The organism is Pantoea sp. USHLN298 (assembly GCF_037149395.1).
GTDB lineage: Bacteria > Pseudomonadota > Gammaproteobacteria > Enterobacterales > Enterobacteriaceae > Pantoea > Pantoea astica.
Map to the genome: position 1 here is coordinate 305,143 of NZ_JBBCRO010000003.1, position 20,802 is coordinate 325,944.

The following is a 20,802-nucleotide window of genomic DNA, read 5'->3' on the forward strand; positions in this document are numbered from 1 at the left end:
GCTCGTCAGAAACGAGCGTTAATCATATTCTTGCCCCGACATACAGCCGATTGTCGGGGCGGCGGCACCAGGCCTGATTCCGTGTGCTGCGGTGAATTACCAGCGCGCTTTCAGCAGGTTTGGCTGAATCCCGCCAATCGCGCGGGTATTACCGAACACCTGCGGCGCAATGCCAGCTTCAAACTCTTCACGGAAATACTTAATGGCACTCTGCAACGGCTCGACCGCACCCGGCGCATGTGCGCAGAAGGTTTTACCCGGACCAAGCTGACGGCAGAGTTGCAGTAAGGTTTCGATGTCGCCTGGCTGACCCTGTTTCTGCTCCAGCGCACGCAGAATTTTTACGCTCCACGGCAGACCGTCACGGCATGGCGTACACCAGCCGCACGATTCGCGGGCGAAGAACTCTTCCAGGTTACGCACCAGCGAAACCATATTGATTTCGTGATCGACCGCCATCGCCAGCGCGGTGCCCAGACGGCTGCCCGCTTTACCAATGCTGGCAAATTCCATCGGCAGATCCAGGTGCTCATCGGTCAGGAAGTCGGTCCCTGCTCCGCCAGGCTGCCAGGCCTTGAAGCGCAGTCCGTCACGCATCCCGCCAGCATAATCTTCGAGGATTTCACGGGCGGTAATGCCGAACGGCAGTTCCCAGACGCCAGGATTTTTCACCCGACCGGAGAAGCCCATCATCTTGGTACCGGCGTCGTCGCTTTTCGAGATGCCTTTGTACCAGTCGACGCCGTTAGCCAGAATCGCCGGCACGTTTGACAGCGTTTCCACGTTGTTAACGCAGGTCGGTTTACCCCATGCACCCGCGCTCGCCGGGAACGGCGGTTTGGAGCGCGGGTTAGCACGACGGCCTTCCAGCGAGTTAATCAGCGCCGTCTCTTCGCCGCAGATATAGCGGCCCGCGCCGGTGTGAACAATCAGTTCGAAGTCAAAACCGGTGCCGAGAATATTTTTACCGAGGTAGCCCGCTTCGGTGGCTTCAGCAATCGCCCGGCGCAGATGCACCGCGGCTTCAATGTATTCGCCGCGCAGGAAGATGTAGCCACGGTAAGCCTTCAGCGCAAAGGCGCTGATCAGCATCCCTTCCACCAGCTGGTGCGGCATCTGCTCCATCAGCAGGCGGTCTTTGTAGGTGCCCGGCTCCATTTCATCGGCGTTACACAGCAGGTAACGGATGTTCATCGACTCATCTTTCGGCATCAGGCTCCACTTCAGGCCGGTGGAGAAGCCCGCACCGCCGCGCCCTTTCAGGCCAGAGTCTTTCACCGCCGCCACGATTTCGTCAGGCGACATGCTGTTCAGCGCTTTTTCAGCACCGGCATAGCCGTTTTTACTGCGATATTCATCAATCCACACCGGCTGCTTGTCGTCGCGCATCCGCCAGGTGAGTGGATGGGTTTCAGCAGTACGAATGATAGTTTTCAATGTCATTGATACTGCTCCAGCAAAGTGGCGATGCCTTCTGGCGTCAGATGCACGTGGGTATCTTCATCCACCATCATCGTTGGCCCTTTATCGCAGTTGCCCAGACAGCAGGTTGGCAGCAGCGTGAAGCGTCCGTCTGCCGTGGTCTGGCCCGGTTTGATATTCAGATTCTGTTCCAGCGCCGCCTGAATGCCCTGATAACCGGTGATGTGACAGACGACGCTGTCGCAATAGCGGATCACATGACGGCCGACCGGCTGACGGAAGATCTGGCTATAAAATGTCGCTACACCTTCAACGTCACTGGCCGGAATGCCCAGCACCTCAGCGATAGCGTGAATCGCGCCATCCGGCACCCAGCCGCGCGCTTTCTGCACGATCTTCAGCGCTTCGATTGAAGCGGCACGCGCATCTTCGTAGTGGTGTTTTTCGTGCTCAATGGCGTGATGTTCTTCCGCGCTCAGCACGAAGACCTCGTTGGGGTCGATCGTTTTAATGGCAATGTGTTGATCGTGCATAATTAGCGGTCCACGTCTGACATAACAAAATCGATACTACCGAGGTATACGATCAGGTCGGATACCAGGCTGCCACGGATCACAGAAGGAATCTGCTGCAGATGCGGGAAGCTGGGCGTACGCACGCGGGTGCGGTAGCTCATGGTGCTGCCGTCGCTGGTCAGGTAGTAACTGTTGATCCCTTTCGTCGCTTCGATCATCTGGAAGGATTCGTTAGCCGGCATAACCGGACCCCACGAAACTTGCAGGAAGTGGGTGATCAGCGTTTCAATGTGCTGCAACGTACGCTCTTTCGGCGGCGGTGTGGTCAGCGGATGATCGGCTTTGAACGGGCCCTCTGGCATGTTGTTGAGACACTGCTCCAGGATACGCAGTGACTGCCACATCTCTTCCATCTTCAGCTGAACGCGGCTGTACGCATCACTGATGCCTGAACCGGTCGGGATCTCGAAGTCGAAGTTTTCGTAGCCGGAGTACGGACGCCATTTGCGCACATCAAAGTCGAGGCCGGTGGCGCGCAGGCCCGCACCGGTGGTGCCCCACGCCAGCGCTTCTTCCATGTTATACGCGGCAACGCCTTTGGAACGACCGACCAGCACGCTGTTGCGCAGTGCGGCTTTGTCATACTCCTTCAGGCGCTTCGGCATCCAGTCAAGGAAGTCACGCAGCAGACGTTCCCAGCCTTTCGGCAGGTCGTGCGCCACGCCGCCAATGCGGAACCAGGCCGGGTGCATACGGAAGCCGGTGATGGCTTCCACCACGTCATAAATTTTCTGGCGATCGGTAAAGGCAAAGAACACCGGCGTCATGGCGCCGACGTCCTGAATAAAGGTCGAAATGTAGAGCAGATGGCTATTGATGCGGAACAGTTCTGACAGCATCACGCGGATCACATTGACGCGATCCGGCACCACGATACCGGCCAGTTTCTCCACCGCCAGCACGTAAGGCATCTCATTCACGCAACCGCCGAGATACTCGACGCGGTCGGTGTAAGGAATGTAGCTGTGCCACGACTGACGTTCACCCATCTTTTCGGCACCGCGATGGTGATAACCGATGTCAGGCACGCAGTCGACGATCTCTTCGCCATCCAGCTGCAGAATGATGCGGAAAGCCCCGTGCGCTGACGGGTGGTTAGGACCGAGGTTGAGGAACATGAAGTCCTCATTGGCGGTGCTGCGCTTCATACCCCAGTCTTCGGGCTTGAAGGTCAGCGCTTCCATCTCCAGATCTTCTTTCTGTTTAGTCAGCGTAAACGGATCAAATTCGGTGGCGCGCGCCGGGTAATCCTTGCGCAGCGGGTGACCTTCCCAGGTCGGCGGCATCATGATGCGGGTCAGGTGCGGGTGACCATCGAAGGTCACACCAAACATCTCCCAGGTTTCACGCTCATACCAGTTGGCATTCGGGAAAAGGCGGGTGATGGTCGGCAGGTGCATATCATTTTCAGATAACGCCACCTTGAGCATGATGTCGCGATTGCGTTCAATCGACAGCAGATGATAAAAAACGGAAAAATCCGCGGCAGGCAAGCCGGCGCGGTGGGTGCGTAAACGCTCATCCATGCCATGCAGGTCATACAGCATGACGTAAGGTTTAGGTAATTTACGCAGGAACTCGGTGACTTCCAGTAGCTGTTCACGCTTTACCCAGACTACCGGAATCCCGGTGCGGGTCGCCTGAACGGTAAAGGCATCCGGCCCAAAACGGTTACGCAACTCGCCGATCACCGGGTCATCCAGGTGATCACGGGTTTGCCATGAAGGCTGAGCGAGATCTTGCGTGGTCAAATCTGTCATACGTTACTCACCATTCCGGCCTGGTCTCAGGCACTCAAATGAAGGCGTCAGGATGGGGCCATGCATTAAATTGTGATGTTCTGCTGCAGGCGCGTTTTGCCATCCATACGGTTAACTTACACTTCGTCCGGGCTGCGCAGGTTAGTGACCGCAATGCGCTCACCGCGTTTTCTCTCACGCTCGGACTGCATGTTGGCGCGGTAAACACCCTGATCGCCAACCACCCAGGAGAGCGGACGACGCTCTTTGCCGATCGACTCCTGCAACAGCAGCAGCGCCTGCATGTAGGCTTCCGGACGCGGCGGGCAGCCAGGGATATACACATCAACCGGCAGGAATTTATCCACGCCCTGCACCACGGAATAGATGTCATACATGCCGCCAGAGTTGGCGCAGGCACCCATTGAGATCACCCATTTTGGCTCCAGCATCTGGTCATACAGACGCTGAATCACCGGGGCCATTTTGGTAAATGGCGTACCGGCGATCACCATAAAGTCGGCCTGACGTGGCGAGGCGCGCATGACTTCAGCACCGAAACGTGCCACGTCATGCACGGCGGTAAACGAGGTCGTCATCTCTACATAACAACAGGAGAGGCCGAAGTTATAAGGCCACAGGGAGTTTTTACGCCCCCAGTTCACCATGTCGTGCAGGGCATTTTCGAGTTTGCCCATGTAAACGCTGCGATGAACGTGCTGCTCCAGCGGATCGCTGACGATTTCCTGCTTTTGCAGAGGATAACGGTCGTTCTCACCACCGTTCGGGTCTATGCGGGTGAGCGTATAGTCCATCTTATTGCCTCTCTTTTACTGCTTGTGAGGATTGGTGTGACTGATCGTGGTGGTTTTAACCACGACGCGACGACGTGCAGGAGCCCAATCGAGTGCGCCGATGCGTACCAGATAGACCAAGCCCGCCAGGAGCACCAAAATGAAAATTGCGGCTTCCACAAAGCCGACCCAGCCGCTTTCGCGGATTGAGGTCGCCCATGCGTATAAAAAGAGGGCTTCGACGTCGAAGATGACGAAAAACATCGCAACCAGATAGAATTTGGCCGACAGGCGGATATGGGTGTCGCCTACGGACTCGATGCCTGACTCGAACGGCGTGTCTTTATAACGCGCGCGCGCTCTGCCGCCAAGCAGCCATCCTCCGGTCAACATGAAAGCACACAGGCCAAATGCGATGACGATAAAGACGATAAACGCCCAATGCTGAGCGATGATTTCGGTGGTAGTTGACATACTCATTGCTTACTCATCAAAAGTGGCGCTGGCATCCTGCACGCGTTTCCCGCAGCAAACTGACCACATCGATTCAAGGGAAGGATAAAAACCTTTTAAATGTCGCTGTTATTCTTAAATAAGCAGCAATTTTATGGGGTTTTTTACTCCTTTCTATAACCTTTTGTCAACTTTGACAAAAGTATCCAAACATTATTTCACACCTGCATCATATTATTAACAAATGATGCCCCGCTTTCCAGCTAAATCGCTTCAGTCTGTAGGGTTAATTTTAGTGTAGCGGGTATTTACACGCATGGATCGTGCATTTAACAAACATATTTTGACAGGTATCCGCGGGTTTTCCTTCCCCTTACCAGGGGTATTTTTTTGATCCAGAACACACTTCTGCCCTTTTTGCGCTAAATTTCTCCATTTTTTGGCGCAAGGCGAAACGAAGCATCCGTTTTTTTGGTGGGTAAGTTTCAGTTAAAGCAGAGATGAAATTAATTGCAGCAGGTGACTATTGAAACAGCAGGCTGGCGAAGCGGAAAAAGCTGTCAGCTATCATCAGGCGGGTAAAAAAAAGCCTCTCATTCTGCTTACAGAATGAAAGGCTTTTTTATCGGCGTTTTGTGCCGCTCATTCCGCACAGGATCTGTGCAGCATGATGGCAACCAACTTACTCTTCGTCGTCCAGTAACAGCGTACCATCCGGATTGGCACTCAGATTGTACGGGTCATTGGTTGACTGCATGGCGTTAAAGATTGCCAGTGCCAGTTCGTTATCGCTGTCAGGATTACGACACAGCAGATACTGGGTATCCGGCAGCACCGGTAAACCTTCTGCTGCGCCCATCACCCGCAGTTCCGGACTCATCATCTCGACCGGACGTGCTGTGACACCCAATCCCGCTTTAACCGCGGCACGAACCGCAGCCAGCGTTGACGCGACGTACGAGATACGCCACGGGATGCCCGCTTCATTAAGATGATCGATGGCCATGTCGCGATAAGGACTTGGCTCATCCAGCAGCACCAGCGGAATGGCTTCGCCACGCTGGAAAATGTAATCTGCCGCGCAGTACCACAAGGTCGGTGACGTGCGCAGGACCTGATAGGTGAAATTGCCCGGGCTGGAAGTGGTGACCACAAGGTCAACTTCGCCCTGGTTGAGCATTTCCATCATGAAAGGGTTACGTTTTACCCGCACATCAATAGCCAGCTTCGGATAAACCGAGGTAACCCGGTTCAGCAGGAACGGCAGAATGGTGTCAGAGGTATCATCGGAGGCGCCAATCGTCAGCACACCCTGAATATTGCTGTACATCAGGGAGGTGCAGGCTTCGTCATTAAAACGAAGGATTTTTCTGGCGTAACCTAAAAGCTGGATTCCGTGCTCGGTTAATAGCTTATTACGTCCATGTCTGGCAAACAGCTCTTTACCTACCAATTGCTCCAGACGTTGCATCTGCTGGCTGACGGCTGATTGCGTTCTGCAGACCGCTGCAGCGGCGGCGGCAAACGTATTGAGATCAGCAACGGCAACGAAGGTTCTCAGCAGATCGAGGTCGAGATTCAGTATCGGACGATTTGCATTAGTCATGTTTTTTTCTTCACTTATTAGATTTTTACGAACTACTACCCTGGTGTTATTACTAAGCTTATCAAAGTGATAAACAGTAATGGTGCTCAATGACAGTCCTGTGTTGAGACTGGCACAAAAAATTTCACTGACGTTTACAGACCGCTGAAGACCCATCAGAAGATCAACAGGATCAGGAAGACAGATACAACTTCTGAACCGAAGGCGCGGGGTGCGCGAATGCAGGAAGCTGCGTAGTTGTCTTATTCCCACCCAAAACAGCGAAGCGGGACAGAATGCGCGATGTTGCATCCGGTAAAGCGGAGCGGCAAGACGCACTAAATAATAAATTATACTTAATCATTTTTGACTTCAAAATGGAAATGATTTTGTGAAAAGCGCTGTAAATTTTGCGCTAAAGGCGTTTCCGGCCCCTTCTGCCAGCGGATCGCTTTCTTTTCACCTGTTCGGTGAGTCTGATCTCTGGCCGGAAGTGACAGTGAATGCCTTCTGATTCGCAAAGCTGGTGCCATCCGGACCTGATCTTTTGGCACTTCTCCGGTTATGACAAGGTGCCAACGGCATCATTCTTTAGCAGCATTAAGACCTGAGCCACGTCAACACCCCTTAAACGATGATTATTTAACCATCAATAAAATATCGTTTAACTATTTCACAGAGTGTATATTTCAAATGTCGGGAAAGGTTCAACCGTCATAAGTTCCAAAAATGTTTCATAATGTGCAAATGCAGCCCCGCCAGCGCCCGCCTCTCTCAGCTAAAAATATCGTTTAGCAATGCTGATATGGTTAGTTTAACTAATTATCAGGGTAACAAATATCTTTTGCGCTATCAGCGGCGGGAAAAGTTGCTGAACGCGCCAAAACCGAGCGGCACCCTTCTTTTGTGTTCGTGAGGAGAGTACATTGTGCTGGTTTGATTTCTGTGGCAGCCAAAAGGATTCTGCCCATTAAGGCGGTAACAATGACTTTTCAGATTGATAAATCCGGTAAGCTGGATAACGTTTGCTACGACATCCGCGGTCCGGTATTGAAAGAGGCCAAACGCCTCGAAGAAGAAGGCAACAAAGTACTCAAACTGAACATCGGTAATCCCGCGCCGTTTGGTTTTGAAGCGCCTGACGAAATTCTGGTGGATGTGATTCGTAATCTGCCGAGCGCACAGGGTTATTGCGACTCGAAAGGTTTGTATTCTGCCCGTAAAGCGATCATGCAGCATTATCAGGCACGCGATATGCGCGATGTCACCGTCGAGGATATCTACATTGGTAACGGTGTCTCTGAGCTGATCGTGCAGGCGATGCAGGCCCTGCTGAACAGTGGCGATGAGATGCTGGTACCGGCACCCGACTATCCGCTATGGACCGCAGCCGTCTCGCTGTCGAGCGGTAAAGCGGTGCATTATCTGTGTGACGAATCGGCTGGCTGGTTCCCCGACCTGGATGATATCCGCAGTAAGATCACGCCACGCACCCGCGGCATCGTTATCATCAACCCGAATAACCCCACCGGTGCGGTTTACAGCAAAGAGCTGCTGTTAGAGATCGTCGAAATTGCCCGTCAGCATAACCTGATCATTTTCGCCGATGAGATCTACGACAAAATTCTGTACGACGAAGCACAGCATCACTGCATCGCCGCGCTGGCCCCCGATCTGCTGACCGTGACCTTTAATGGCCTGTCAAAAACCTACCGTGTGGCGGGCTTCCGTCAGGGCTGGATGGTGCTGAACGGCCCGAAAAAGCACGCTAAAGGGTACATTGAAGGGCTGGAGATGCTTGCTTCAATGCGTCTCTGTGCCAACGTTCCGGCTCAGCATGCGATTCAGACCGCGCTGGGTGGCTACCAGAGCATCAGTGAATTTATCATGCCTGGCGGCCGGCTGTATGAACAGCGCCAGCGCGCCTGGGAGCTGATTAATGATATTCCCGGCGTCAGCTGCGTGAAACCGCAGGGCGCGCTCTATATGTTCCCGCGCATTGATGCGAAAAAATTCAATATCTTTGACGATCAGAAGATGGTGCTGGATTTCCTGCTGCAGGAGAAAGTGCTGCTGGTACAGGGCAGCGCCTTTAACTGGCCGTGGCCGGATCACCTGCGCATCGTCACTCTGCCGCGCGTCGATGATCTTGAGATGGCGATCAATAAGTTTGGCCGCTTCCTGCAAGGCTATCGTCAGTAATCTCAGCCGCGTATACTGACGCTATTTGGGGAGAGCCCGTCTCTCCCCTGTCGGCTCACAGGAACGCTCATGACTCAAAGCCACTTCTTTGCCCATCTCTCCCGCCTGAAACTGATTAATCGCTGGCCGCTGATGCGTAATGTGCGCACCGAAAACGTCTCTGAGCACAGTCTGCAGGTCGCGATGGTGGCGCACGCCCTGGCGTCGATTAAAAACCTCAAGTTCAACGGCACGCTCAACGCCGATCGCATCGCCATGCTGGCGCTCTACCACGATGCCAGCGAAGTGCTGACCGGCGATCTGCCGACCCCGGTGAAGTATTACAACGCGCAAATTGCCCACGAATATAAAAAGATTGAAAAAATTGCGCAGCAGAAACTGATTGAGATGCTGCCTGAAGAGTTTCAGGCGATCTACCGTCCGCTGATTGATGAGCATCTGCACAGTGAAGAGGAACAGGCGGTCGTGAAGCAGGCGGATGCGCTCTGTGCTTACGTGAAGTGTCTGGAAGAGCTTTCCGCCGGTAACAACGAATTTCTGCTGGCCAAGGCCAGGCTGGAAAAAACCCTGGCCGACCGCCGCTCGCCGGAAATGGATTACTTCGTTGAGGTGTTTATTCCCAGTTTCAGCCTGTCACTGGATGAAATTTCACAGGATACGCCGCTCTGAATCCGCGGCGCGGAAGCGTTATTGATCCTGACGGCCAAAGCTGAAGTGCCCATCGCGATGCCGGGTCACGATTAATGACTCAAGCGAGGTGAGCGACAACGCCACCTCGTTAAATCGTGGCGTGTCAGCTGGCGCATTAACCGCAATAACCGCACAACCGGCATTCAGGCCTGAGAGAATCCCGGCTGGCGCATCTTCAACCACGACGCAGGAAGTGGCCGCTAAGCCGAGCTTTTCGGCACCCAGCAGATAAGGGTCCGGCTCGGGTTTACCTTTGGCTACCTGCTCGGCAGTAATGAACACCGCCGGTTGCGGTAATCCTGCCGCTTTATGTCGCGCATGCGCCACCGGGACGGAACCTGAAGTCACAATCGCCCAGGGGATCTGCAGTTCATTAAGCGTATTCAGCAATGCGTGTGCGCCGGGCAGTGCCTGAACGCCATCAGTATCTGCCGCTTCGGCCTGTTCCAGCGCCACAAACTCCGCCTGAATCGCCGCTTCCGGCTGACCGGCCATAAAATGACGCAGTGAAGTGATCGCCTGTTTGCCGTGGATAAATGCCAGAATCTCTTCCGCTGCAATGCCGTGGCGGGCGCCCCATTGACTCCAGGCACGTTCAACCGCCGGCAGTGAATCCACTAAGGTGCCATCTAAATCAAATAGAAAACCACTGTAGGTCACGCGTCACTCCTCCTCAGGCATTAATCACTTGCGCAATTTCATTGGCGCTTAAATGGTACTGTCGCGGACAAGTCTGCCACAAAGCCAGCATACGTTGATACTTTTCCCACATCGGCGTCTGGGCATTAAACCCGTGGGAGCCGGAATCAAAATGGGTGTAGCGCCCTTCGCTGTTGACCATAAAACGCACATACCCCAGATAGCGCGCTTCGGTTGCCGCATCGAAACCGAGGAAAGCCAGACGCCGCTCTTCCAGCGTGCCTTTATCTTTCAGGTTCGACCAGGAGACGTGCAGCGCATGGTGCATCTCCATAATGTCGATCACCGTCCGGCAGGTCTCTTCGCTGAGCTCACCGAACTCTTTGTCCAGCTCGCGCATCTGCAGCGCATAGCCGCGTTCGATAATGGTTTGATAACGGCGAAAGCGCTCACCATTTTCTGGCTCAAGCATTGCCATGATTTTGTACTGGTTGGTAAGGATCAAACGCTGTGCATGGGTCATTTCCATCATTTACTCCCGGCCAGAGACCGCTCAGATAACAGACAAGGTGGAAATGATCACACAGGGCTGACGATACGGAAATCTCCGTATCGCCTTTCTTTGATCTGACTGCAGGTTCGCCGGGTTTTTAGTGTAAAAACGGCGTGACTCAGAGGTCGTCGAGGAAGGTGCGGTCCAGCTGTTTGAAAGCGCGTTTCAGCACGTCAGCCAGCGCCTGGTAGGTCGGTTTGCCTTCAACCGGGGCGATGGCCTGCCCTGCCTCTTCCAGTTTTGCCCGCACTTCATGAAACCAGTTGAGCAACGTGGGCGGAAGCGGCGTGACGGAGCGTTTACCCAGCCACCATAGCCCCTGCATCGGCAGGCTACAGGCGAACAGTGCGGTCGCGACGGCTGGCCCGAGCTGACCGCCCATCGCGATCTGCCAGGTCAGCGTAAAAATGGCCAAAGGTGGCATAAAACGAATGGCAAAACGCGTCGCTGATGAGACACGATTTTCCGGGAATACCGGTGCCAGGCGCTTATCAGCCGGCCAGGTCTTCATGTAATGCTGTCCGCGCTGAAACATCCGGAACCAGCTGGTACTGCCAGATTCATTCGCCATGGCTCACCTCAACTAATACTGCAAAGATTAAAAAATAGTTATAACTACACAACTTTACGTGACATCCTTCAATTTTTTTTGTCTTTAAAGGTGACTCCGGCTATCCTGACGCCGTTTCTCCACCTTTCTGGCAGCGACGTCCGCCTTTGGGAAGAGGACGGGTCATATTTCGACAAAGAAATTTCAAATTTTTGCGTAAAATTACTAAAAATTTTTGCGGAAAAGCAGAATTCTGACTACCGCATGATGTTTATCATTAATCTACCAGCTTTCATGGGCTACGCTGATAGTCTGATTGCGTTTTTTTTCGCCACTCTCTAAAAATAGGTACTTCCATGTCGAGTAAGTTAGTTCTGGTCCTGAACTGTGGCAGCTCTTCCCTTAAGTTTGCCATCCTCAATCCTGCCAGCGGTGACGAGTTTTTGTCTGGTCTGGCGGAATGCTTTCATCTTCCTGAAGCGCGTATTAAGTGGAAGCTGGACGGTCAAAAACAGGAAGCCCCTCTCGGTGCCGGCGCGGCGCATAGCGAAGCACTGAATTTCATTGTTAAAACCATTCTGGCACAAAAACCCGCGCTTTCGGCACAAATTGCTGCAATCGGCCATCGCATCGTTCACGGCGGCGAAAAACTGACGCAGTCCGTGGTGATCACCGAAGAGGTGATTCAGGGCATTAAAGATGCCTCTTCATTCGCCCCGCTGCACAATCCGGCCCACCTGATCGGTATCGATGAGGCGATGAAAAACTTCCCGCACCTGTCAGATAAGAATGTCGCGGTATTTGACACCGCTTTCCATCAGACAATGCCGGAAGAGTCCTATCTCTACGCGCTGCCGTACAAATTATATAAAGAACATGGCGTCCGTCGCTATGGCGCGCACGGGACCAGCCACTTCTACGTCACCCATGAAGCGGCCAAAATGCTCAACAAGCCGCTGGCGTCACTGAACATCATTACCTGTCACCTCGGCAACGGCGGTTCTGTCTCGGCAATCCGCAATGGTGAGTGCGTCGATACCTCAATGGGTCTGACGCCGCTGGAAGGTCTGGTGATGGGTACCCGCAGTGGTGATATCGATCCGGCTATCATCTTCTTCCTGCACGACACCCTCGGCATGAGTGTGGATGCGATCAACAAGCTGCTGACCAAAGAGTCTGGCCTGTTAGGGCTGACCGAAGTGACCAGCGACTGCCGTTATGTTGAAGAGAACTACACCACCAAAGAAGATGCGAAGCGCGCGATGGATGTGTTCTGTCACCGCCTGGCAAAATATATCGGCAGCTATACCGCGCTGATGGATGGCCGTCTTGACGCCGTGGTCTTCACCGGCGGCATCGGTGAAAACGCCGCGATGGTGCGTGAACTGTCGCTGAAAAAGCTGGCGCTACTCGGTTTCGAAGTCGATCACGATCGTAACCTGGCGGCCCGCTTTGGCCAGTCCGGCTACATCAATAAAGAAGGGACCCGCCCGGCGTTGGTGATTCCAACCAACGAAGAGTTGGTCATCGCCCAGGACGCTGCGCGTCTGACTGCGTAATCACTTCTCTCCGTCAGCTCAGGCTGACGGAGTTGTTTTTGACACCCTGCAATTCCTGAGAGGTTCAATCGTGTCACGTACAATTATGCTCATTCCGACCGGCACCAGCGTCGGCCTGACCAGCGTCAGCCTCGGCGTCATTCGCGCCATGGAACGTAAAGGCGTGCGTCTCAGCGTCTTCAAGCCGATTGCTCAGCCGCGTTCTGGCGGCGATACCCCGGATCAAACCACCACCATCATCCGTAAGAACTCGTCGATTCCTGCCGCTGAACCGCTGCAGATGTCACGGGTAGAATCTCTGCTGGGATCGAACCAGCAGGATGTGCTGATGGAAGAAATTATCTCCCGTTACCATGCCAACACCCAGGATGCCGAAGTGGTGCTGGTTGAAGGCCTGGTCCCGACCCGTAAGCATCAGTTCGCTAACGCGCTGAACTACGAAATCGCGAAAACCCTGAATGCGGAAATCGTCTTCGTGATGGCGCTGGGCAATGACTCTCCGGCCCAGCTGAAAGAACGCATTGAGCTGACCCAAAGCAGCTTTGGCGGACAGAAGAATAAAAACATCACCGGCGTGATCATCAACAAACTGAATGCGCCCGTCGATGAACAAGGGCGTACCCGCCCTGACCTGTCAGAGATTTTTGATGACTCGTCAAAAGCCAGCATCGCCAATATCGATCCTAAGCAGCTGTTTTCCGACAGCCCGCTGCCGGTATTAGGCTGCGTGCCGTGGAGCTTTGATCTGATCGCGACCCGCGCCATCGATATGTGCCGTCACCTCAATGCGCGCATCATCAACGAAGGTGAGATTCAGACCCGCCGGGTGAAATCCGTTACCTTCTGCGCCCGCAGCATTCCGCACATGCTGGAGCATTTCCGCCCTGGCTCGCTGCTGGTTACCTCTGCTGACCGTCCGGATGTGCTGGTTGCCGCCTGCCTGGCCGCGATGAACGGCATTGAGATTGGCGCAATACTGCTGACCGGTAACTATGAGATTGACGAGCGCATCGCGAAACTGTGTGAGCGCGCGTTCCAGACCGGCCTGCCGGTATTTATGGTGAAAACCAACACCTGGCAGACCTCACTCAGCCTGCAGAGCTTCAACCTGGAAGTGCCGGCTGATGATACCCAGCGCATTGAAAAAGTGCAGGAGTATGTCGCCAGCTACATCAATGCTGACTGGATTGAGTCACTGACCGCCACCTCTGAACGCAGCCGTCGTCTGTCACCACCAGCCTTCCGCTATCAGCTGACCGAGCTGGCGCGTAAAGCAGGCAAACGTGTGGTGCTGCCAGAAGGTGATGAGCCGCGTACCGTGAAAGCCGCCGCGATCTGTGCCGAACGCGGCATCGCGACCTGCGTGCTGTTAGGTAATCCGGATGAGATCCAGCGTGTCGCTGCTGCACAGGGCGTTGAGCTCGGTAAAGGCGTCGAGATTGTCGATCCGGCTCAGGTACGTGAAAACTACGTGCCGCGTCTGGTTGAGCTGCGTAAGAGCAAAGGCATGACCGAAGTGGTGGCGCAGGAACAGCTGGAAGATAACGTGGTGCTTGGCACCATGATGCTGGAAAGTGGCGAAGTCGACGGTCTGGTTTCCGGTGCCGTCCACACTACCGCGAATACCATTCGTCCACCGTTGCAGCTGATCAAAACCGCGCCAAACAGTTCGCTGGTGTCGTCGGTGTTCTTTATGCTGCTGCCTGAGCAGGTGCTGGTCTACGGTGACTGCGCCATTAACCCGGACCCGACCGCTGAACAGCTGGCCGAGATCGCGATTCAGTCAGCCGATTCCGCCAAAGCCTTTGGTATCGACCCGCGTGTGGCGATGATCTCCTACTCCACCGGCACCTCGGGTGCAGGTAGCGATGTGGAAAAAGTGCGTGAAGCCACGCGTATCGCGCAGGAGAAACGTCCTGATCTGGTGATCGATGGTCCGCTGCAGTACGACGCCGCGATCATGGAAGATGTGGCGAAGTCGAAAGCGCCAAATTCACAGGTTGCCGGTCGCGCGACGGTGTTCATCTTCCCGGATCTCAACACCGGTAATACCACTTACAAAGCGGTACAGCGTTCTGCCGATCTGATCTCTATTGGTCCGATGCTGCAGGGGATGCGTAAACCGGTCAACGACCTGTCACGCGGCGCGCTGGTGGATGATATCGTCTACACCATCGCTCTGACCGCTATTCAGTCACAGCAGGCTGAAGGCTAAGCGTTAATCTGACAGAGAGGGCATGCCACGGCGCATGCCCTTTTTTTTATCTGCGATCGCGTAACCGCCTGCCACCACCGATTCAGGTAAACGGCACAGGCAGCGCGGTTCACCCGTTTATCAGGCGCGGTTCTCGCCGTTGCGGCTCATCCACAACGACAACGCCTTCAGCGAATCGTCGGTAAACTCATCACAACGTGCGGTGATCTCATCAGGCGTCATCCAGATAATCTCATCGACTTCGGTTTCCTGCATCGCAAAGGGTCCGTGTGACACACAGCTGAACAGCCCGCCCCAGACGCGGCAGTGTTCATCTTCGAAGTAGAATTTGCCATGTTCGGCAAAGGGTACATCGGCGATGCCCAGCTCCTCTTCCGCTTCACGTCGCGCCGACTCCAGCATATCTTCGCCGCTCTGCACAACGCCGCCGGCGGTCGCGTCCAGTTTGCCCGGCATAAAATCTTTGATCTCGGTACGACGCTGTACCAGAATCTTGCCCATACCGTCATGTACCACGATATAGGTGGCGCGGTGACGCAGGCATTGAGCACGCATCTGTGCGCGTGTCGCCTGAGCAACGACTTCATTCTCTTCGCTAACGATATCGACCCACTCGACATCATCACCCGCAATGTGATCCACCATCCGTAACCCTTTCCTGTTTAGCGTGCCTGGATGCACGCGCTGTTTACCACGTTATTCTCATAGTGTGGCGTAAGGTAATCACTTCCGTTAGCTTGAGCAAGCCTCGAAAGCTATCGATTTTTACCGCTTTCAGCTAACCACAGTTGTACTGAGGCACGCTGCCACTGAAACTCAGCATAGTGCTGTAAGCGTGCGGGTAACGGATCGCCATGCAGTACCAGTCGGTTGAGCATCACCGCCAGATCGGTATCGGCAATTGACCATTCACCAAACAGATTTTGCTGCCCTTCGGGTAACAGACGTTCAACTGCCGTAACCAGCTTATCCACCGCCTGCTGCGCTGAGGCGGTCAGCGGTGAAAATCGCTCGCCGGCAAACAGCACTTCAGTCGGCCGCTCCTGTCGGATCCACAGAAAATCGCTGCGCAGCCAGGCCTGAATCTCTCTTGCCCGCGCCCGTTTTTCACGGTCGCGTGGATAGAGACGTTCAAATTCGGGAGCCGGAAACCGCTCTTCGAGATATTCGCCGATCGCCGACGATTCGCTCAGCAGAAAGTCATCGATCTGCAGCGTGGGAACCCGGCAGGTTAACGAGAGCTCACGATAGGCCGCCGCGAATTGCTGATTCTGCGACAAATCAACCCGTTTCAGGGTAAACGGAATACCCTTTTCGGTGAGCGCAACGTAAGCCGACATGGCGTAAGGACTGAAAAATGATGAATCTGACCACAGGGTGATGGGCGGATAATTCATCGGTTACCTCAATTGGCTGTCAGGATTGCATCATGTTTACCGACTTTTATTTCTGAAGGCAACGCTGAGCTGGTCCGATGTTTCGCCTGATTGCAAGAAAGCGCGACGCGACTCACCTCACACTGGCCTTACTCTTCTATGCTGAAGAGAATAAATAACAACAACGTCAAGGGAGCCGCAACATGCACATTCTTATTACCGGTGGAACGGGATTGATAGGTCGTCATCTGATTCCTCGCCTGCAACAGCTCGGTCACCAGATCAGTGTAGTGACGCGTGACGTGGTGAGCGCGCGTGAAAAACTGGGCGAAGGCGTGGCGCTCTGGTCAGGGCTGTCGCAACAGTCCGATCTCAATAATGTTGATGCGGTGATCAACCTGGCGGGCGAGCCCATTGCCGACAAACGCTGGACTGAACCGCATAAGCAGCAGTTATGCGAAAGCCGCTGGCAGATCACGGAACAGATCGCCTCACTGATCAACGCCAGCACCACGCCGCCGGCGGTGCTGATCTCCGGCTCGGCAACCGGTTTTTACGGCGACAGCGGCGATGTGGTGCTGACCGAAGAGGACCCCGGACACGACGAATTTACCCATCAACTTTGCGCGCGCTGGGAGCAGCTGGCGCTCGCGGCCGAAAGCGATCGCACCCGCGTCTGCCTGTTGCGTACCGGCGTGGTGCTGGCTGCCGAGGGCGGTGCGCTCAGCAAAATGAAACTGCCGTTTAAGCTGGGAATCGGCGGGCCGATCGGCAGCGGCAAGCAATATATGCCGTGGATCCATCTTGACGATATGCTCAGCGCGATTATCTGGCTGCTGGATCATAACGATCTGCGCGGCCCATTCAATATGGTCGCGCCTTACGCGGTACGCAATGAGCAGTTTGCCGCCATTCTGGGGCGGGTGATGCACCGTCCGGCCTTTATGCGCACGCCCGCCAGCGCCATCAAACTGATGATGGGGGAATCCGCCGTGCTGGTACTGGGTGGACAGCATGTGATACCGAAACGGCTGGAGGCGTCGGGATTTACTTTCCGCTGGTATGATTTACAGCAGGCGTTGCAGGATGTGGTGAAGCATTAACGAACGCGATCGGCGAATCATCACCGGCGTGCAGGTGCAGCACCGTCAGCCGGTGCGGTCTGGCGAAGCGGTGTCAACGCTGACGATAACGCGCAGCCTGTGCGCTACCGTCAGCCGCACCTCATGACCTGGCCCGCATCAGCCACACGCGGGCGCAGCGTTACTTCAGCGAGCCTTTCAGGAACTGCTGCAGACGAGCACTCTTCGGGCTGCCAAACAGCTCCACTGGCGTGCCCTGTTCTTCGATCTTGCCCTGATGCAGGAAAATAACGTGGCTGGAGACGTGGCGGGCAAATTCCATTTCGTGCGTAACCACTACCATGGTTTTCCCCTCTTCCGCCAGTTTCTGCATAATGCGCAGCACTTCACCCACCAGTTCCGGATCCAGCGCTGAAGTTGGCTCATCAAACAGCAGCACTTCCGGCTCCATTGCCAGCGCGCGGGCAATTGACACGCGCTGCTGCTGACCGCCGGAGAGATGAACCGGATATTTCGCCTGTGCCCGCGCATCAATCCCGACCTTATCGAGATATTTGATCGCCCGTTCACGCGCTTCCGCTTTACTCAGTCCCAGCACCTGAATCGGCGCTTCCATAACGTTTTCCAGCACCGTCATGTGGCTCCACAGATTAAAGTGCTGGAACACCATGGTCAGGCTGGTACGCAGTGCGCGCAGCTGCTCTTTGTTCGCTACCTTGAGCTGACCATCTTTGTCGCGGACTAAGTTGATCTGCTGATTGTTGACCACGATGGTGCCTTCGCTCGGTTTTTCGAGGAAGTTGATGCAGCGTAAAAAGGTACTTTTCCCCGAACCGGACGATCCAATGATAGTGATCACATCGCCCGCGTTGGCGGTTAACGAGACCCCTTTCAGCACTTCATGTTCACCGTAACGTTTATGCAATTCGGTGACGCTTAATTTATTGTCAGCCATAGTTCTACTCAATGCGATGAAGAGGGTTTTACATGAGCCAGCCAGCGGCGTTCCGCAACACGGAACAGGCTGATTAACACGTAAGAAATGATCAGGTACAGCACGGCGGCCAGGCCGAAGGCGGTAAACGGCTGATAGGTCGCCGAGTTAATATCTCGCGCGATTTTCAGCAAGTCCGGTACCGTAGCGGTAAACGCCAGCGCAGTGGAGTGCAGCATTAAAATCACTTCGTTGCTGTAAGCGGGTAACGCGGTGCGCAGCGCCGACGGCAGAATAATGCAGCGATAGAGTTTAAAGGTGGAGAAGCCATAGGCCCGCGCTGCCTCAATTTCACCGTGTGGCACCGAGCGGATCGCACCGGCAAAAATTTCGGTGGTGTAAGCGCAGGTATTCAGGGTAAACGCCAGCAAGGTACAGTTCAGTCCGCTGCGGAAAAAAGCGTTCAGCAGTTCGGTGCCCTTAACAATTTCCAGCGTATACATCCCCGAATAGAACACCAGCAACTGCACGTAGAGCGGCGTACCGCGAAACACATAGGTGAACAACCAGACCGGGAAACTGATAAACCGGTTCGGCGAAACCCGCGCAATCGCCAGCAGGATCGCCAGCGTTCCGCCGATCACCACCGAGAGGATCAGCAGCCACAGCGTAATGGCGACGCCGGTAAAGCGGTAACCGTCGGTCCAGAGCAGCGATTTCCAGTATTCCTGAATGATATCAATCATAACTCGCCCTCTTCACGCCGACCGTGTAGCGCCGGTTGAGCCACCACAGCACGCCGTTCGACAGCGTGGTGAAGACCAGATAAATGACGCCCGCCACAATCGCGAAGTAGAACGGTTGCCAGGTACTTTTACCGGCCAGCTGAGTGGCTTTCACCACATCTTCCAGCCCCAGCAGGGAGACCAGCGCCGTCGCCTTGAGGATAACCTGCCAGTTGTTGCCAATGCCCGGCAGCGCATAGCGCATCATTGCCGGAAACAGTATGCGGCGGAACACCTGTGAACCGGTGAAACCAAAGGCGGTTGCCGCTTCGATCTGCCCTTTTGGCACCGCCATGAAGGCGCCGCGAAAGGTTTCAGTGAAGTAAGCACCATAGATAAAGCCGAGCGTGATGATACCCGCGACCATCGGGTCGATATCAAACTGGGCCACACCCAGCGCGTCGGTCACCTGATTGAGCACAATCTGCAGACCGTAGAAGATCAGCAGCATAAGAACGAGGTCCGGCACACCGCGAATCAGGGTGGTGTAGCCTTCAAAAATCATCGCCAGCAGTCGGTTACGGGACAGTTTGGCCCCGGCCCCGATCAGGCCGAGCAGCACTGCCAGTACCACTGAGGTCAGCGCCAGTTCCAGCGTCACCAGCGTGCCCCGAAGAATTACATCAGAATAGCCATACAGCATCGAAAGGGTCCTGTCGTGCGGTGGAAACGGAACGCTGCCCGCCAGTGGTGCGCGGGCAGCTTTGCTCTGCCAGGTCGTTGCGGATGTCAGCAGGCCGGTCAATGCCAGTGACAACAACGCCGACCGCTGTCGGCAATTGCTGCACCTGCATCCGGTCCGCTCACCTCAGCAATCAGTCGGCAGAGCGACAGGATGGTTAGTCGCCGTACACATTAAAGTCGAAATACTTCTTCGCAATCTTGTCGTAGGTGCCATCTTTACGCATCTCAGCAAAGGCTTTGTCGATGGCGGCTTTCAGTTCGCTGTCATCTTTACGCAGCCCCATACCGGTACCGACGCCGAAGATTTTGTCATCTTTCACTGCCGGACCGGCGAACGCGTAGTTTTTACCAACCGGCTGCTTCAGGAACCCTTCGCTCGCCTGGACTTCGTCCTGGAACGCGGCATCAATTCGCCCGGCATTGAGATCCTGATAGACCAGATCCTGGTTGGCATACGGCGTCACGTTGACGCCTTTTGGCCGCCAGTTCTGGTTGGCGTAGGTTTCCTGCGTGGTCCCCTGTAACAGGCCGATATTTTTGCCTTTCAGCGACTCAATCGTCGGCTCGATTTTTGAACCTTTCGGTGCCACTAAGCGCGCGTTGGCGGCGTAGAGTTTTTCCGAGAAGGCAATTTCTTCCTGACGTTTTGCTGTGATCGAAAGAGAAGAGATGATGGCGTCAATCTTCTTCGCTTTCAGCGAAGGGATCAGCGCGTCGAAGTCGCTCTCAACGTAGGTACATTGGGTATGAATGCGTTTACAGATTTCGTTAGCGAGGTCGATATCAAAGCCCACTAACTGCCCTTGCGCGTTTTTTGACTCAAACGGTGGGTAGGTTGGATCTGTACCGATGCGGATTGAACCTGGCACCGCCGCAAATACGCTGGCAGCACTGGATAAACCCAGCATCAGGGAAAGAGCCAGAACACGCTTTTTCATAGATTACCCTCAAGTGAAGTGCTTTTT

The 20,802-nt window shown here is 54.6% G+C and carries 20 protein-coding genes; 5 read left to right on the forward strand and 15 right to left on the reverse strand.

Features of this window, described 5'->3' with window-relative positions; translation table 11 throughout:
- Positions 1-96: 96 nt before the first annotated feature.
- The 6 genes from nuoF to lrhA form a co-directional block, all read right to left on the reverse strand.
- Positions 97-1,437, reverse strand: coding sequence for an NADH-quinone oxidoreductase subunit NuoF (gene nuoF / locus WFK59_RS09270; protein WP_233988142.1), 1,341 nt, complete (start codon positions 1,435-1,437; stop codon positions 97-99).
- A 2-nt stretch (positions 1,438-1,439) separates the two neighbouring features.
- The gene (gene nuoE / locus WFK59_RS09275; protein ID WP_046288191.1) at positions 1,440-1,955 is read right to left on the reverse strand and encodes an NADH-quinone oxidoreductase subunit NuoE; all 516 of its coding nucleotides are present in this window, start codon (positions 1,953-1,955) and stop codon (positions 1,440-1,442) included.
- A gap of 2 nt (positions 1,956-1,957) precedes the next feature.
- Complete coding sequence (nuoC, locus tag WFK59_RS09280; RefSeq protein WP_336755648.1) at positions 1,958-3,757, reverse strand: NADH-quinone oxidoreductase subunit C/D; 1,800 nt, start codon at positions 3,755-3,757, stop codon at positions 1,958-1,960.
- Positions 3,758-3,873: 116 nt separating this feature from the next.
- Positions 3,874-4,551 (reverse strand): NuoB/complex I 20 kDa subunit family protein, encoded by a 678-nt coding sequence (locus tag WFK59_RS09285; protein ID WP_009089012.1) that lies wholly within the window; start codon positions 4,549-4,551, stop codon positions 3,874-3,876.
- A gap of 15 nt (positions 4,552-4,566) precedes the next feature.
- On the reverse strand, positions 4,567-5,010 hold the full coding sequence (locus tag WFK59_RS09290; RefSeq protein ID WP_233987536.1) for an NADH-quinone oxidoreductase subunit A: 444 nt from the start codon (positions 5,008-5,010) through the stop codon (positions 4,567-4,569).
- Positions 5,011-5,665: 655 nt separating this feature from the next.
- The gene (gene lrhA, locus WFK59_RS09295) at positions 5,666-6,589 is read right to left on the reverse strand and encodes a transcriptional regulator LrhA (RefSeq protein ID WP_021509211.1); all 924 of its coding nucleotides are present in this window, start codon (positions 6,587-6,589) and stop codon (positions 5,666-5,668) included.
- 963 nt (positions 6,590-7,552) lie between these two features.
- On the opposite strand from lrhA, the gene WFK59_RS09300 reads away from it, so the two are divergent.
- Together WFK59_RS09300 and yfbR are read left to right on the forward strand one after the other, a co-directional pair.
- Complete coding sequence (locus WFK59_RS09300; RefSeq protein WP_233987535.1) at positions 7,553-8,770, forward strand: pyridoxal phosphate-dependent aminotransferase; 1,218 nt, start codon at positions 7,553-7,555, stop codon at positions 8,768-8,770.
- Positions 8,771-8,839: 69 nt separating this feature from the next.
- Positions 8,840-9,439 carry a 5'-deoxynucleotidase gene (gene yfbR / locus WFK59_RS09305; protein WP_233987534.1) on the forward strand — a complete coding sequence of 200 codons (600 nt, stop codon included), beginning with the start codon at positions 8,840-8,842 and terminating at the stop codon, positions 9,437-9,439.
- An 18-nt stretch (positions 9,440-9,457) separates the two neighbouring features.
- On the opposite strand, the gene WFK59_RS09310 is transcribed toward yfbR, so the two are convergent.
- The 3 genes from WFK59_RS09310 to yfbV all read right to left on the reverse strand — a co-directional run bounded on the left by WFK59_RS09310 (position 9,458) and on the right by yfbV (position 11,223).
- Positions 9,458-10,120, reverse strand: a complete 663-nt coding sequence (locus tag WFK59_RS09310) for a sugar phosphatase (protein WP_233987533.1) — start codon at positions 10,118-10,120, stop codon at positions 9,458-9,460.
- Positions 10,121-10,133: 13 nt separating this feature from the next.
- The gene (locus tag WFK59_RS09315; RefSeq protein WP_233988141.1) at positions 10,134-10,628 is read right to left on the reverse strand and encodes a YfbU family protein; all 495 of its coding nucleotides are present in this window, start codon (positions 10,626-10,628) and stop codon (positions 10,134-10,136) included.
- A 142-nt stretch (positions 10,629-10,770) separates the two neighbouring features.
- Complete coding sequence (gene yfbV, locus WFK59_RS09320; protein ID WP_233987532.1) at positions 10,771-11,223, reverse strand: terminus macrodomain insulation protein YfbV; 453 nt, start codon at positions 11,221-11,223, stop codon at positions 10,771-10,773.
- 335 nt (positions 11,224-11,558) lie between these two features.
- Between yfbV and ackA the strand changes: the two genes are divergently transcribed.
- Positions 11,559-12,761: an acetate kinase gene (ackA, locus tag WFK59_RS09325; protein ID WP_233987531.1), complete on the forward strand. Its 1,203-nt coding sequence runs from the start codon at positions 11,559-11,561 to the stop codon at positions 12,759-12,761.
- 70 nt (positions 12,762-12,831) lie between these two features.
- Positions 12,832-14,976, forward strand: coding sequence for a phosphate acetyltransferase (gene pta / locus WFK59_RS09330; RefSeq protein WP_442956303.1), 2,145 nt, complete (start codon positions 12,832-12,834; stop codon positions 14,974-14,976).
- A gap of 120 nt (positions 14,977-15,096) precedes the next feature.
- On the opposite strand, the gene yfcD is transcribed toward pta, so the two are convergent.
- Positions 15,097-15,621 carry an NUDIX hydrolase YfcD gene (gene yfcD, locus WFK59_RS09335; RefSeq protein WP_233987530.1) on the reverse strand — a complete coding sequence of 175 codons (525 nt, stop codon included), beginning with the start codon at positions 15,619-15,621 and terminating at the stop codon, positions 15,097-15,099.
- Between the two features lie 110 nt (positions 15,622-15,731).
- A complete protein-coding gene (gene yfcF / locus WFK59_RS09340; protein ID WP_233987529.1) occupies positions 15,732-16,373 on the reverse strand; it encodes a glutathione transferase in 642 nt (213 codons plus the stop codon).
- A gap of 182 nt (positions 16,374-16,555) precedes the next feature.
- Here yfcF and WFK59_RS09345 point away from each other — a divergent pair, with 182 nt between their 5' ends.
- Positions 16,556-17,455 carry a TIGR01777 family oxidoreductase gene (locus WFK59_RS09345; RefSeq protein WP_336755649.1) on the forward strand — a complete coding sequence of 300 codons (900 nt, stop codon included), beginning with the start codon at positions 16,556-16,558 and terminating at the stop codon, positions 17,453-17,455.
- A gap of 160 nt (positions 17,456-17,615) precedes the next feature.
- Here the strand turns inward: WFK59_RS09345 and hisP are convergent, their stop codons facing one another.
- From hisP to argT, 4 genes are all read right to left on the reverse strand, one after another.
- Positions 17,616-18,389 (reverse strand): histidine ABC transporter ATP-binding protein HisP, encoded by a 774-nt coding sequence (gene hisP, locus WFK59_RS09350; RefSeq protein WP_233987527.1) that lies wholly within the window; start codon positions 18,387-18,389, stop codon positions 17,616-17,618.
- A gap of 8 nt (positions 18,390-18,397) precedes the next feature.
- Positions 18,398-19,114, reverse strand: coding sequence for an ABC transporter permease (locus WFK59_RS09355; protein ID WP_233987526.1), 717 nt, complete (start codon positions 19,112-19,114; stop codon positions 18,398-18,400).
- Entirely contained in the window at positions 19,107-19,796 is a 690-nt protein-coding gene (locus WFK59_RS09360; protein ID WP_336755798.1) for a histidine ABC transporter permease HisQ, read from the reverse strand. Before WFK59_RS09360 ends, WFK59_RS09355 begins: the two co-directional genes overlap by 8 nt.
- A gap of 196 nt (positions 19,797-19,992) precedes the next feature.
- On the reverse strand, positions 19,993-20,775 hold the full coding sequence (gene argT / locus WFK59_RS09365; protein ID WP_233987525.1) for a lysine/arginine/ornithine ABC transporter substrate-binding protein ArgT: 783 nt from the start codon (positions 20,773-20,775) through the stop codon (positions 19,993-19,995).
- Positions 20,776-20,802: the final 27 nt, after the last annotated feature.

What these genes read in the sequence shown, in the direction of transcription:
- nuoE (WP_046288191.1), bottom strand. Translation starts at nt 1,955, where the DNA reads ATGCACGATCAACACATTGCCATTAAAACGATCGACCCCAACGAGGTC.
- nuoC (WP_336755648.1), bottom strand. Translation starts at nt 3,757, where the DNA reads ATGACAGATTTGACCACGCAAGATCTCGCTCAGCCTTCATGGCAAACC.
- WFK59_RS09285 (WP_009089012.1), bottom strand. Translation starts at nt 4,551, where the DNA reads ATGGACTATACGCTCACCCGCATAGACCCGAACGGTGGTGAGAACGAC.
- WFK59_RS09290 (WP_233987536.1), bottom strand. Translation starts at nt 5,010, where the DNA reads ATGAGTATGTCAACTACCACCGAAATCATCGCTCAGCATTGGGCGTTT.
- lrhA (WP_021509211.1), bottom strand. Translation starts at nt 6,589, where the DNA reads ATGACTAATGCAAATCGTCCGATACTGAATCTCGACCTCGATCTGCTG.
- WFK59_RS09300 (WP_233987535.1), top strand. Translation starts at nt 7,553, where the DNA reads ATGACTTTTCAGATTGATAAATCCGGTAAGCTGGATAACGTTTGCTAC.
- yfbR (WP_233987534.1), top strand. Translation starts at nt 8,840, where the DNA reads ATGACTCAAAGCCACTTCTTTGCCCATCTCTCCCGCCTGAAACTGATT.
- WFK59_RS09315 (WP_233988141.1), bottom strand. Translation starts at nt 10,628, where the DNA reads ATGGAAATGACCCATGCACAGCGTTTGATCCTTACCAACCAGTACAAA.
- yfbV (WP_233987532.1), bottom strand. Translation starts at nt 11,223, where the DNA reads ATGGCGAATGAATCTGGCAGTACCAGCTGGTTCCGGATGTTTCAGCGC.
- ackA (WP_233987531.1), top strand. Translation starts at nt 11,559, where the DNA reads ATGTCGAGTAAGTTAGTTCTGGTCCTGAACTGTGGCAGCTCTTCCCTT.
- yfcD (WP_233987530.1), bottom strand. Translation starts at nt 15,621, where the DNA reads ATGGTGGATCACATTGCGGGTGATGATGTCGAGTGGGTCGATATCGTT.
- yfcF (WP_233987529.1), bottom strand. Translation starts at nt 16,373, where the DNA reads ATGAATTATCCGCCCATCACCCTGTGGTCAGATTCATCATTTTTCAGT.
- WFK59_RS09345 (WP_336755649.1), top strand. Translation starts at nt 16,556, where the DNA reads ATGCACATTCTTATTACCGGTGGAACGGGATTGATAGGTCGTCATCTG.
- hisP (WP_233987527.1), bottom strand. Translation starts at nt 18,389, where the DNA reads ATGGCTGACAATAAATTAAGCGTCACCGAATTGCATAAACGTTACGGT.
- WFK59_RS09355 (WP_233987526.1), bottom strand. Translation starts at nt 19,114, where the DNA reads ATGATTGATATCATTCAGGAATACTGGAAATCGCTGCTCTGGACCGAC.
- WFK59_RS09360 (WP_336755798.1), bottom strand. Translation starts at nt 19,796, where the DNA reads ATGCTGTATGGCTATTCTGATGTAATTCTTCGGGGCACGCTGGTGACG.
- argT (WP_233987525.1), bottom strand. Translation starts at nt 20,775, where the DNA reads ATGAAAAAGCGTGTTCTGGCTCTTTCCCTGATGCTGGGTTTATCCAGT.